Annotated in this window: 15 protein-coding genes; 13 read left to right on the top strand and 2 right to left on the bottom strand. The window is 56.9% G+C overall.

The window, feature by feature from the left end; genetic code table 11:
• Positions 1-483, top strand: a 483-nt coding sequence (locus EX88_RS26005; protein ID WP_200875828.1) for a YadA C-terminal domain-containing protein, incomplete at its 5' end; no start/stop codon positions are given.
• 1,094 nt (positions 484-1,577) lie between these two features.
• On the opposite strand, the gene EX88_RS25280 is transcribed toward EX88_RS26005, so the two are convergent.
• Entirely contained in the window at positions 1,578-2,198 is a 621-nt protein-coding gene (locus EX88_RS25280) for a response regulator (protein WP_031372218.1), read from the bottom strand.
• A gap of 486 nt (positions 2,199-2,684) precedes the next feature.
• Here EX88_RS25280 and EX88_RS26000 point away from each other — a divergent pair, with 486 nt between their 5' ends.
• The 12 genes from EX88_RS26000 to EX88_RS0111885 all read left to right on the top strand — a co-directional run bounded on the left by EX88_RS26000 (position 2,685) and on the right by EX88_RS0111885 (position 12,214).
• Positions 2,685-3,074: a hypothetical protein gene (locus tag EX88_RS26000; RefSeq protein ID WP_152566240.1), complete on the top strand. Its 390-nt coding sequence runs from the start codon at positions 2,685-2,687 to the stop codon at positions 3,072-3,074.
• A 34-nt stretch (positions 3,075-3,108) separates the two neighbouring features.
• Entirely contained in the window at positions 3,109-3,867 is a 759-nt protein-coding gene (locus EX88_RS0111930) for a hypothetical protein (protein ID WP_031372217.1), read from the top strand.
• Positions 3,868-3,901: 34 nt separating this feature from the next.
• Positions 3,902-5,038, top strand: a complete 1,137-nt coding sequence (locus tag EX88_RS0111925; protein ID WP_051885031.1) for a type IV secretion system protein — start codon at positions 3,902-3,904, stop codon at positions 5,036-5,038.
• Positions 5,035-5,526, top strand: coding sequence for a DUF4189 domain-containing protein (locus EX88_RS27480; protein WP_081930895.1), 492 nt, complete (start codon positions 5,035-5,037; stop codon positions 5,524-5,526). The genes EX88_RS0111925 and EX88_RS27480 overlap by 4 nt, the downstream gene beginning before the upstream one ends.
• A gap of 26 nt (positions 5,527-5,552) precedes the next feature.
• Positions 5,553-6,053, top strand: coding sequence for a hypothetical protein (locus EX88_RS25995; RefSeq protein ID WP_152566239.1), 501 nt, complete (start codon positions 5,553-5,555; stop codon positions 6,051-6,053).
• Positions 6,054-6,064: 11 nt separating this feature from the next.
• Positions 6,065-6,709, top strand: a complete 645-nt coding sequence (locus EX88_RS0111915) for a hypothetical protein (RefSeq protein ID WP_152566238.1) — start codon at positions 6,065-6,067, stop codon at positions 6,707-6,709.
• On the top strand, positions 6,699-8,039 hold the full coding sequence (locus EX88_RS24550) for an XVIPCD domain-containing protein (protein ID WP_152566237.1): 1,341 nt from the start codon (positions 6,699-6,701) through the stop codon (positions 8,037-8,039). Before EX88_RS0111915 ends, EX88_RS24550 begins: the two co-directional genes overlap by 11 nt.
• Positions 8,040-8,290: 251 nt before the next feature.
• Positions 8,291-8,764 carry a hypothetical protein gene (locus EX88_RS0111905; protein ID WP_031372212.1) on the top strand — a complete coding sequence of 158 codons (474 nt, stop codon included), beginning with the start codon at positions 8,291-8,293 and terminating at the stop codon, positions 8,762-8,764.
• On the top strand, positions 8,758-9,081 hold the full coding sequence (locus EX88_RS25990; protein WP_152566236.1) for a hypothetical protein: 324 nt from the start codon (positions 8,758-8,760) through the stop codon (positions 9,079-9,081). The genes EX88_RS0111905 and EX88_RS25990 overlap by 7 nt, the downstream gene beginning before the upstream one ends.
• A gap of 275 nt (positions 9,082-9,356) precedes the next feature.
• Complete coding sequence (locus tag EX88_RS0111900; protein WP_152566235.1) at positions 9,357-10,205, top strand: hypothetical protein; 849 nt, start codon at positions 9,357-9,359, stop codon at positions 10,203-10,205.
• Positions 10,206-10,440: 235 nt separating this feature from the next.
• Positions 10,441-11,226 (top strand): hypothetical protein, encoded by a 786-nt coding sequence (locus EX88_RS25985; protein ID WP_152566234.1) that lies wholly within the window; start codon positions 10,441-10,443, stop codon positions 11,224-11,226.
• 445 nt (positions 11,227-11,671) lie between these two features.
• Positions 11,672-12,214: a hypothetical protein gene (locus tag EX88_RS0111885; protein ID WP_031372209.1), complete on the top strand. Its 543-nt coding sequence runs from the start codon at positions 11,672-11,674 to the stop codon at positions 12,212-12,214.
• 113 nt (positions 12,215-12,327) lie between these two features.
• On the opposite strand, the gene EX88_RS0111880 is transcribed toward EX88_RS0111885, so the two are convergent.
• Positions 12,328-12,771, bottom strand: a complete 444-nt coding sequence (locus EX88_RS0111880) for a hypothetical protein (protein WP_031372208.1) — start codon at positions 12,769-12,771, stop codon at positions 12,328-12,330.
• Between the last annotated feature and the right edge of the window lie 2 nt (positions 12,772-12,773).

Genomic DNA, 12,773 nt, shown 5'->3' with positions numbered 1-12,773 from the left:
CTACGTCATGCCATCTCGCATGCCAATGACGGCGATGCCGTGACGCTGTCCGCCGCAAAGGACCATGCCGATTCTGGCGATGAAACGACCCTACGTCGTGCCATCTCGCATGCCAATGACGGCGATGCCAGCACCTTGCAGAGCGCTAACGCCTACACGGATGTCAAGTACGCCCAGGCCGTTGCAGTACCATTGGCTGCCGTAGATCGACTGCGAACGGATATGGACGTGCGCTTTCGTATGCAAGATCGACGCATCGATCAGATGGGGGCTATGACTGCGGCCATGGTTCACATGGCGGCTAGCGGCGCGGCCGGCCAGACACAGAACCGAATTGCCGTCGGTGTCGGCTTTCAAGGAGGGCAGGCGGCGACTTCTTTTGGATACCAGCGTGTCATCAATGCTAGGGCGACGATGTCAGTCGGGGTTGCGTTCAGCGCCTCCGAGAGGTCCGCTGGCGCCGGTTTCTCGCTGGGATGGTGAAGATAGCTGTCTGAGCAACGCACGACCTCTTATCCGCGGTCAGCAGGAGCCCTAGTCGTTCTGCGTCGATGAACTGGGTCGCGAGTGGTGCTGGCTCCTTCTAGATCAACAGCTTGCTGATCCCGCACCGATTCCTGGTGTCGGGGAGCTGTGGGACTCAAAAGTTAAAGACGCTCATCTAGAGATGGTCCCAATCCGGAACCCTGAGCGGGAAGTAGACATCATCGGCTGCCCTGAAGCCGAAGACGTCCAAAAGCCTACGGAAAAGTACTTCATTCGAAGGGGTTGTGCGTTCCGAGAGCCTAGGTATTACCCCCTATGTGGAAATGGATGCGAAGGCGCCGCGTAGAGGCAGCGCGAACTATCTCACGGGCAGATGTCCCTTAGTGTGGCCGGATGTTCCCTGCTGTGAAGAGGCTAATCAGAACTCAGCAGCCGAGGGTGCGCCAATTCCCCCACTTCGAAAGGTCTCTGCCGACTTCATCGGCAACAGCCCCCTTATTTCCGAGGGTTTTCGCGAGAGGCATTGGACCAAGGTCCGCGCGACACCGGCCTGCCTACGGTCGAATTCGGTCTCTCCTCTCCCTTTTTTTCTCCGCCCGCTGGTTTTTTAGCCCAATGGTCTGCCCTGCGCTTCCTTTGTTTTCAAAGGGCTTAGCGCTGGACCAAATAGAGCGGTTTGATGGCATAGATGACCTGCAGAATGGGCATCAAACCCGTGCGCCAAGCACGGCCACTCGATAGTCCTTCGCTAGCCGCTGCTAAGCGCAGGCGCGCGTGACCAAAACGTGAGGTCTGGTATCCACTCGCCCTCTCCCAGTACCGCTTCGACCAAGTGATGCACGGGATATCCGAGGTGCTCGGCCGCGGTTTGGCCAGAAACTACCCATCCGTCGCCGAGTAGCGATGCCGGCGTCACGTTGCGGGGCAATCCGGCCAGTCGATACCGGCCCATCCCTCTCCCCGGCTGCGCCACCTTGGTTCGGTCGGTATTGCGCCCGCCAGTCCGCAGTGGCCCTGCGTGTTGCCCGAGTGGCCTTCGGTCAGCCTTCGCTCCCGGTCAGTCCCGTCAGCAGAACGAGTTCACGGGCCCATCAGCTCTTGGTCCCGAATCCGTGTTCTTGAGCTAGCAAAATGAGCTCACGCTCATGACTGATACCCAACTTCTTGAACGCGCGACCGCGATGTGTCCAAACGGTCCCGATTTTGATGCCCAGGACCTCCGAAATCTTTCCGGGGCTGTAGCCGTGCACAATCAGCAGCGCTACATCGCGCTGAAGAGGACTCAGGCTGTCGAACGCCGAAGGCAGGGTGGTGAGCCTGTTCGTGAGGACGTCGTCGATATATCGCTCCCCCCTTGATACCGCCCGCACTCCGCGCACCAATGAAGCTCCATCGCTCGCCTTCGTCACGTATCCAAGGGCACCAGCCGCAAGTAGCTGGGCTGGTATAGACCCAGTATCAATTACGGAGACTACGAGCACTCGAATGGAAGGAGCCGCACGGATGATCTGTCGAACAACGGACAGGCCATCGCCACCTGGCAGGTGATAGTCACAAAGGACGACATCTGGGTTCGCGAGAAGTATCTCGCGTACTGCATCCGGCACAACCCAGGCTTCACCCACGACTTGGATATCAGGCTCGCTCTCTAGAACTGTTCGTAGTCCGATCCGAACAAGTTCATGATCGTCTACGATGAAAACGCGGATCATCGGCCCTCCTGGCAAAAGTATTTCCCGCGGGGGTGGGACTTAGCCGCATGAAGGGTAGAGTTATCAAGTCAATCATTCTGAATCTGCTGAACTGTCGTTCGTTTGTATTGCTGAGCATTACGCGCAGGCGCCAAAAGCACATTTGTATTGCCCACCAATACGCCATGTATTGGTGAGCAATACAAGAAAATCAGACTTTTTCTACATCTTCAGAAATTCGTGCCGAATAGACTTGTGAACTTCGCTTAGGCGAGGTATCAACACACGCCACGGAGGGCACTATGTACGTATGGACTTCACCAGTTGCAGAAGAAGCAGCACGGCCTCTTGAGGCTCGTTCAGTAAGCACATTTTCCGTCTACGACGGAGTGTTCGTCATCCGCGAGGGCGAGCTGACGATCGCTTATGTCGCCGAGACCACATTGCCCTCAGGTAAGCTGCTGAGTGAGAACCTTTCTGCTCGGACGCCGCAGTGCAGCCGCTGTTATGGCTCTGACTACTGCCAAGAAACGCCAGCAATTGTCCCGAGCCGATGTTGAGCTGGGTCGAGGACAGAACGGGGCCAAACCGAAACGTGCCGGGCGCGCACGCCCAAAGCCAAAGCTCAAGGCGATTGATCCCAAGCGCGAAGCTGCAATCGCAGCCGGGATCATGGCTTACGAAGTCGTCACCGGACGCGAGGACCGCATAGAAAGCATTCAGCGTCTTCGCGATGAGTTCGGCGTGGGCGGTTGGCGTGTCTGCAAGCTCCAAAGAGGGTGCCAAGTCCGCCGTATGTTCCTCGACACCGCCTTTGGCGGCGCAGCACCGGCGTACGCCCAAGCTCTCATTTTCAACGAAGGGCCGGGCGCACTAGGATCTTCAGTATCGCCGTAATCGTAGAAGCATCTCTGTGACCAAGGAGTGGGTAATGAAGCATCGCAGCAGAGTGAAGCGTCGCTCCGTCGGGGGGGCTGTGGGAACCGCCGTAATTGCACTGGGTCTAGTTGCAGGCCCAGCCAATGCGCAGCTCGTTGTTAACGATCCCGTCAACTACGGAGCGAAACTCCAGCAGATCGCAAAGGACGCAGCCGAGTTCGGAAAGAACGCGCAACGTTGGAAAGAGACAGCCACTCATTATCAGCAGCAAGTTATCAAACTGCAGCGACTCAACTTCGGACAGTTGAAGATGGAGGACTCGTTCCCACCGCGCGCGGCCGACTACGGCATGGAAGACATGTGCCCCGGCCCCAGCCGAGGCGTAAGGGATCAACTCACCAAGATGTTCCGTCAGGTAATGCCCCAAATGGATGGGAACGTTGTAGACGAGCAGCAGGCAATCTGCCAGCGCATGGTTTATGCCGAGAACGCGAAGTACAACGAGTCCGTAGCGATGTTGCGAACTCTGATGCAGCGCAGCCGCGAATTTGGTCAGATCGAGAATCAACGGGACAGCGTTAGTAGCAGCCAGGGAGCACTTGCCGCGAACGAGAACGAGGCGAGTCGCTTCGTCGCGAGGAATCAGCTCGAGCTCGACTACTGGCAGGCACGCATGAAGGCTTACGACGGCTACATCGCTGCACTCAAGTGGGACCACACTCGTCTAGCCAAACGCGCTCTGCGCGGCAAGAAGGGTGCGCTAGACGGCATCGTCCCGACCGATGTCATCAAGTCGGCATTGGGCAACTGAGCCATTTTTCTTCAAATTGACGGAAACTTTCGCAATGGATCTGTTGACCGCCCATTTTGACCTTCTGACATGGCTTTCTCCCTCCGTTCAAGGTGGTCTTGCCGATTACGCGCTCTTTCGCCTTATCAGCGGGTGGATCACGTCCAGAGTCGAGGATTTCGGTCTTGCCCTGATGGGTCGCTCGATGACATTCGTTGGCGGCATCGGCCTCAGCGTCGTGACACTTTGGCTCCTGTTTCAGGGCTACCGCATAGTTAGTGGCGCTCGGGAGTCGATGATGGGACTGGTAACTCAGGGCGTGAAGACTGCACTCATCTTCGGAATCGCAACGACCATGGCTGTCGGGAACATCGCTCTCTATTCATTCCTTACCGAGGATATGGACAGAACGATTCACCAGATCGTAACCGGAAAGGACGACGAGTCGACTTCGCATAGCATCGATAAGGCTCTTGCCATCGTGCAAGTAGCAATGACTGCAATAGACGGAATTCAGCTCCTTGAGCCAGATCCGGAGCTTCTAGAAGAGAAGCGAATTGCGAAGTCCTGGGCCATGGTCGGCTCGGCAGCACCGGCGATCGCAGCGGGCACTATGCTACTGCTCTTCAAGATCATCATCGCGCTATGGATCGGTCTAGGGCCAATTTTCATCTTTGCTCTCGCCTTTCCCCAGACCAAGGGAATGTTCACGAAGTGGTTACAGTATGGCTTGGGCACTCTGTTCTCCATGGCAGTTCTGAGTTTCGTAGCCAATCTTCTGCTAGACCTGACCGTCCGCATAGCCACTTTCATGTGGCTAACCAAGCTCGTAAATGTGCCAGGAATCAGCACCGAGGGCATCACTAATCAAGCGATGCAACAAGGGAGCGTCGGAATGATCATGACTATGCTGATCATCTCGACCCCGCCGATTGCCGCTCACTTCTTCCAGGGGCAGATCGGCAGCTTCCTAGCAAACCCGTCATTCGGCAGATCGGGAGCAGCCAGCTCGCCAGGTCAGCCTTCCGGACAGATACCACCCCCCAGAGCGATCGACGCCCCCCAAGCCCCACCTATGCGCGAAACTCAGGCGCCACATTCGACATACATGAACATGGCCCGGACGCCTGATAGCTCAACCATAACCAACGACAATAGAGTGAAGTCCGCCGACGAGGTGCGAAGGGAATGAACATGAAGATCTACATTTGCGCACTCATCCCCCTAATAACCTTCCCGTTCCTTGCGCGAGCCGAGGGCGGCTGCCCCCCGGGTCAGATGCCTAACAGCGTCTGGTCCCAGACGGGCTCTAATGAGTCGTTGGCGAGTTGCATACCTATTCCGGAGAACGGGTCGGACAAACCTCAGTGGGAAACTCGATGGGGTGCAATTGCCTCCGGCGGGGCGTTCGGGATCGTTACAGGGATGCGTAGCGAACGTGTCGCAAAGAAGGCAGCGATCGCCGAGTGCCAGAAGCGTGGAGGCACGAAATGCAAGGAAATGCTTGTTTTCCGTAACCAGTGCGCAGCAGTCGTTAGCTCCACATCGGAGTCATTCGCACAAGGGGCGCCTTACGAAGATCAGGCTATCGCAGCCGGCCAAAAGCGCTGTGTAGCGTCGAATACCGGATCATGCTGGGTCTACTTCAGCGGTTGTAGCCTGCCCGTCCGGATTCGTTAATGAACGATAGAAAGGACGCTACGTCAATGGGCACTGAACAATCTCTTGATAGTCGTGTAGGTCGAAGCGTGGCCATAGCCGCAACATGCTCGATGGCTGCGCTCCTAAGTTTTATCGGAACCATTTTCGTTCTATCGATCGGCTGGCTGCTCAAGTCAACTGATCTAACTAGCATAGGAATCTGGACTGCAATTTCCTCAATAGCAGTTCATTTTTGTGCTGCGCTGGCGCACTCCTGGAGCTTCCTCTTGTCAATATTCGCGCGCCACAGGCGCCGGGAGTCGCCAGGGACATCATTGTTTGATGATCGCTTCTTCGTTGGAGCGCTGATCGCCTGGGTGGCGTTTGGTATGGTCAAGACCGCAATCCCATCGATTCCGTATGTGTACGTGTCGTCCTCGATGTGGGGCTTTCTCGTGGGCATGGCAGCAGGCTTGTGCATTGCGATGCGCTTCCACAAGGAGTCGGTTGCACGGCTCAAGGCCATCGACGTCACCAACAAGTCACAATCCTCGCTCTCAGCCTGAAGGATCACCAGGTGAAACACAGTCATCTAGCTGTCGCGGCTCTAGCCTCCCTTTCTGCTTTGGCCGGCCTGATTGGTTGCTCTAACGCCGTTATGGACCCGAAGTACGAGCGCAACACGAATCCACGCCAGAAAGTAGTAGTCACAGCGAAGATTACTGGGTCGCCGGGGCCGTTCAAGGCCGCCTCTGTCAACGTCCGCTACAAGATTGGCCCGACCCAAGAATGCATGCCGGATGCCGAACCGTTCTCCGGTCACTTTCCAACGCCGGACAGCTTCGATATCACGCCATCGCTGAATAAGGTTTCTGAGACCGAATATCGGTTCGATATATACCTTGACGCTATGGCCAACAAGGACTACTTCGGGAAAGGGACCTGTGGTTGGGTGATCGACTACGCCGCCTTAACGCTGCGGCCTACAGGGTCGCCCGCTGAAGTTTCGCTCGCAGCCTTTATGAGCCACGCGGAAGTTGAGGCAGAGCTGCCTATGACGCTGTACTGGCAGCGCGCGCTGTACGGAACACTGCGGCGACAGTCTCAACCAGTTTCTGAGAGCGCGCTCAAGCAAGAAGAGTATGAAAAGTACCGAAGCCCTGATCTGTCGGACACGATCTCAGTGACACTGCAAGCCAAGGAGCTCGGCAATGACAATTAGCAGTCAGCACTATGCGGACTTATCTGAAGCCGCTTACAACCTCCCGCCGCCAGACAGAGACGGCAATCGCGTGATTAGTCTCAACGGGGTGAAATACCACGTATTGGAAGTTGCAGATAACCAGTCATCTGGCTATCAGGGCGTGATGTTTCAACGCGAAGACAGCAGGGAGATCGTTGTTGCTCATCGCGGCACCGAGTTCAAGACCGAGCTCATTGATGATGTCCTTCGAGCGGATGCTGGCATGGTGGCGCGGCGCGCCAATCAACAGGCCAAAGATGCTATCGAGTTCACTCAGCAGGCCAAAGCGATGGCTGAAGCGCAGGGCGCTCCTCTTACCGTGACCGGGCATTCGCTTGGTGGAACTTTGGCGCAGATCACTGCCGCAAAGCTCGGCCTCCAAGGCGAGACCTTTAACGCCTACGGCGCGGTCGGCCTGAACATGCGCATTCCTGAAGGTGGCCACCAAGTACTGAACCACGTCATGGCGGCGGACTTTGTGAGCTCTGGAAGCCACCATTTCGGCAATGTACGGGTCTATGCCAGCCGGCACGACGTCAACACGTTATCGGTTGCTGGATACGCCAACAACGAGGCTCGAATCACCGACCAGCGCAACCTGCCGGTCGCCCTTGCCTCTGGTGCGTTCTCGCACAGCCTGCACAACTTTCGCGACGAAGGGCCGGGAGGCATGAAGGATATATCAGTGCTACGCGACCCCGAAACCCGCATCAATGCTCATCGATTTGAAGCGATGATCGACAAGTTCAGAGAAGACATCTGGGCACTGCGGGAGGGCGCGTCGATTGGGGCGGCAGTACTTAGGGGACCGATGGGCATCGCCGACGAAATAGGGAGGCGGCTGCCTGAAAAGGCACCCGAGAGCCCGTTCAAAGATGCACATGGAGCGTTACCGGCATCGGATTCTCGCGCGCCAGATCCGCGCAATCCTGAGCATCCCAGCCATTCGATGCATATCGCCCTACACGTAGGCGTCAAGCAGGTCTACACCCAACAAGGACTCCCATTGGGCGACGAGGTCGAGCGTACGACGGCAGCGCTGCTGGTGAACTCAAGGCAAGCAGGACTAGAAGAAGTCAATCACGTGGTTCCTGGCCGGAGCACAGGTACCGGTACCGATGTATTCGCCGTTCAGGGTGAGCTACATGACCCGTCGCATAAGCGCGCTCAAGTGAATACAGAGCTAGCCGCACAGATTCCTGTGGAGGCGTCATTTCAGAAATTGGCTGCGGCCGAGCAGCAACAGGCCGCCAGTGAAGAGCAGAAGAGTCAAGACCAGACGCGGGGCTCAACCGCTCGCACCGTTTAGTACCCGGTAGCTTTCCACCAATTCTCCCTCAGCCGCACCGCTCCTCTGGGAGCGGTCAGGAGGGCTTTGTGTCCCAATTTCAAACACCTATGTACATGCCCTGCTCATTGCCGCTATGGCTAGGTCGACTATTAGGACGAGGCAACCGAGGTGCGGCTCACACCAAAGGAGTCTATGAGACCAAGTTCGAGGCTGCGCGTGCGCGCACCATCCTTTGGGGCCTGCAGCCACCACGCTTCGAACCTCTCCCGATGCGGTTTGCATCGGCCGAGGCCATTGCTACCACTCAACGCTTACTCGACTACGGTCTAGGAAGGCTACGGGAAGACGTCGTCGCGGCGCAGCGGTTCGGATTGACTGCCATGGTGCGAGGGATACTGGAAGCCCAGTTGCGCGTGCGCGTCGCCTACACCCTGGGCTACGTCTATCAGAACGGGCAGCGCCTCTGCCACACCCCCATTGAGGGATTGGAGCAAATGCTGCGCACCGGCATTGCGCCTGGTGCGCGGATCAGCCTGCACTCCTGGCTCACCCTGCCGAGCCACGAAATCGTCGATCCCACGTTTTGGGCGGTGTTTCCGGCGTTGAGTAGCCCAGGCGAGCGAGAAGCTCGGAGTCTCTTTATGCACCCCGACCAGATGTCCGATCGCACCTATCACCCCCAATGGGTCGGTGACGGCTTCGTTAGACGTATCGGAACACTCAAGGAGTACGAGGGATGGTGAAACCCAAGATCATCAACTTCGACGTGGTTTGCCGCGGGACATTGAACTGGTGCTTATCGATCGATGGCGACGACGAGCCTACGCCATTTGTGAGCCGCAGTACTTGCGCGGCGGCAGCACGGGTTCGGGCGCGGCGACATCATCAGGATTACGGCATCTCTACGCAGGTCCGATTGCCCACATTGGACGGGTCCATGGAGATTGAGATCCGCTATCTGACGCCACTCGAACTGGAGCAGTCCTGCCATCGTTCCTCATCAAGCCGCGAGCTCCGCCAGGCATGCGAGCACTACGGCGGCCGAGCGAGCTCATCATGAAAATGCACGAGTGCTTCTGTCCCGAAACATTCTGAACCTGTTGGCCGTCGAAATCCTTTCAATTTCCGCCGCAAGAGTTTGAAGCGGGTGCTCAGCGCCCAAGCACCCGTCACCATATCCAAGGGGCCGCGCTCACTTCAACCCCCTCCGCCGCACTGGACTTGTCACAGGAGTTGCCTATTGAGTCCCTAAAAGGGTATGACTGAAAGATCTAATGAACTTCCAAATCTATGAACTACCCGAAGTGTCGGTAGTTGGACGCAAGGAGAGCCAGAATGAAGAAGTGGATCGTGATTGTAGGAAGCATGCTGCTCGCAACCTCGTTGCAGGCACAAGCCCTAACCAAGCTGTGCTTCAGTTGCTCTGCCACAGAGATGAACCAAATGGCGTGGGATAGCGTTACGGAGATGGCAAGCGGTGGACCGCTCTACACCGTCGATCTCCGCAATGGGATCGTGCGCAAGTACGAGTATCGAAACAATGTGACGGGAGACTGGAACCCGGAGTTCGACCCATTTGAGCAGTGGGCTGAAGAAGTAGCTGTCGAGCCAAATATCTCTGCAGGAGTATCAGAGGTCGGCGGCTACATGCGCGCGGCTTCGACGGAAAACATCATTCTTCCGGATGGCACTCCCGGAATGCCGGGTGACGTTTTCGATGCGGTACAGCATTCTTCGTTCGATGACGACGTCGCGTACTTTATCGACACGACCTCTGCGCGCAGCTGGTTCAACCGCGCCTCGGACGCTCTTCAAATAATTCAAGGCACCTTCTTTAATCCTAACGCGATCAAAGTATACGTAAAGATCTCGTGGCAAGATGGCACGAATGCAATGTACGGATGGGACCCGATACAGAAAACATGGGTACGCATTCCGAACACAGCGCGCGATGGCCGCGGAAATCTAATACCAGAGTTGCCAGAGCAAGTCGCGGGCAAGAAGTACACCTTCCCGAACGCTGTTATGCCGGGAAGTGATGCGGCTGACGATTACCGCGACATGTGGGAACATATTAAGAACCTCGGAGTTCCGATGTTTGACGCCTCCGGAGGACTTGGCGGCTGCGGTTATAAGATGACCTGCACTCCCGATGGGTGCAACGTATATATTCAGGCTTGCTGAACCAACGAGGTGGCGCGGCACTGCCGCGCCACCTACAGGAATCTAATCCATGCATAAGGCAATATTGTCAGGCGCCCTCCTTCTTCTGGCTGCGTGTTCACGCGCAGACCAGGCACCGAATATGGCGTTGCCGCCTGCTGCGACTAACGAACCACCTCAAGCTAGGCTTAGCTCGAATGCGAGCACGCAGCCGGATAATGGTGGGCTGCCCCAGCGCGGCGCCAGGCTTCAACAGATGATTCCTGCGCTTAGGGAGAGGATCGCTAAAGGTGACGCGGTTGCATCTTGTCAGCTCGCCCGCGAGTTTGACTTTTGCGAGGGAGCTGAAGACAAGGCGGAGTACCTTAGCCGCATTGATACGCATCGTAAGACTCCGCCGTCGCCAGATAGGACTGATCCGGCCTCGACACTTACGGATCTTGCGAAAATACGTGCCGAGTATTGCGTTGGGGTTTCTACCATCTCACCCGCAGAGCGCATTGGGCTCTGGCGCCAGGCGGCGTTGAAGGGGCATGTTTCATCGATGCTTCAGTACGGCTCTGGCTTGGCGTTTGGCTACAACCAGACCCTCGCCACCGTGGACGAACTGCGCACTTACAAAAGCGAAGGACCCGAGCTTGTGGAACGGGTAGCTCAGAAGGGCGGATTTCAGGCTAACTTGATGCTCGCCCGAGCGTATGCACCGCATTTGACCGCGCCCGATAGAATGCCGCTGCTTCGGCAGGCCGTCGCAAAGAGCGCCTCAACATCCCTCGCGTACTACAAGATCGCGAAGGAACTTCGGTCTACGACAACTGAAACTGCTCCCACGGACCTTGCCCTCGAAACAGAGATGAAGCCGCTGCTTTGGTCGATGTCGCCTCAAGAATTGGCCGAATCAGAGCAGAAATTTCGTTTTCTGCGGGGCAAAATTGAGAGAGGCGATAGGGCTATCGTCGACATCGACGCGCTTAATAATGCCGACGTGAACCAGCCGGTTCCTGGGATGGAACTTTGCGGAAGTGGCGGGGTTCTTCGCTGATCGATGCGGCGTATGGCTTGGAGCTTCGATGAGTTACAGATTGCAGGGAGGCCATCATCATGGTTGAACTTTGATCCGAAATTGTTTCTATTCTTGCCGGAGCGGCGTCCTGGAAGAACACCGCGTCCATAGCTTCTAGCTGCGAACCTATGCCTCGATTATTGTCTGCACTAAGAACAGCATCGTCGGCGATCGATGAATATAGTTGTGAATTGGTCTACGAGCGAGCTCTAACCGACGGTGGCGAGATAGAGCTGTGAATGGATCGGGATTCACCCAATCAATGAAGTGCGCGTTCAAGAGCACGCCGGTCGCGGACTGCTAAAGTCCACGTCGCGATTCGTTTACCTCGCCATGCGTGCTACCGATGCTTCGGCGTAGCATCTGTCGCGACGCTCAGACAGCTGTAGAAGTTAGCTTTCGGCACGCAGCATAGGAGTCCTACATGGCCCACGTCCCACCGGCACCAAATGGATTTGAATGGAGGCAGTTCAGCGATGTTTTCGCTCTGAAGCCACTAGGCTGGCACGAGCGGAGCAAAGTCGTCACGACGACGGCGCCCCCAACGGACCTCCATGCGACCAGTCCCGAGACATTCTCCGAAACTGAGTTATTCGAGACGGGATTTACGCTCCAGGTCATTCGCAATGCCAACACGCTCTATGGTGTGAACGCGGAGGCCGTCGCAGCCGCACATCTCGTTTCCTTTCTGCAGGTGCGAGCAAAGGAAGACATATTGCTACTCAATGAGAAGGTGCAAGGCGAAATCGTCCGCACGATTGCACGCTATGTCGACCGCTCTCCTGGGCTCAGGCCAGTCATGGTCCACAAGTTCTTAGCTGCCAACAATTCGGCCGACTGTGTCCATATCTTCACCTTCGAGAGTCCGGTAGACACATGGGACGAGAACTGGGCCATGTACGGCGAGACGATCTTGGGCAACCTCTGCATGAGGCAAGACACGGCAGCGAACGAACCGATCTATTGAGCCGAGCATTTGGCGGCGAGTTTGCACGCTTCGCTTTTCATGACTTGGGTAGCTCGGATTCTCTGAGCCTGACTCGATAGATGGCGTCGAGACCAGCTTTTGGCCAACAGTCGCTATGGGTCCGTAAAGAACGCAACCCCGTCCAGGGAAAGCCAGCCGAGCACACCGGTCCCGGGCTGCGAAACCAACACGTCCCCATTCGCTTTTACGTCGACGCGTGCCGGGGTGCTCGAATCACTGACTGCCGTGAAGATTTGTTGTGCTGGCGGCCTGAACCCAACAGGTAGGACGAAGATTGCGGTTCCACCGGCACCGGCTTTCACCAGCCCGCGGAGCTGCACTCGCCCGCCATCACGCCGGTAGCCAGCGGCGGCGAAGACGTCCCCATAGTTCGCCCACGGCGCGTTGAGCGTCGGCGCCTGCCACACACCTTTGCGTAGATCGGCAATCGCGGCTGCGCTCGTGCTTCGGGTCTGCCCGCCTTGCACAACGGGCACGATCTCGGTTCCGGCCAGTGCGCTGGCGGCCGGCAATTGGGAGAGTTTCTGATTCGCCATGA

Origin of the sequence: Lysobacter antibioticus, from assembly GCF_000731095.1 — a bacterium.
Lineage (GTDB): Bacteria > Pseudomonadota > Gammaproteobacteria > Xanthomonadales > Xanthomonadaceae > Lysobacter > Lysobacter antibioticus_B.
Note: the sequence above shows the minus strand (reverse complement) of the source record. Positions and strands in the feature narration are given on the sequence as shown.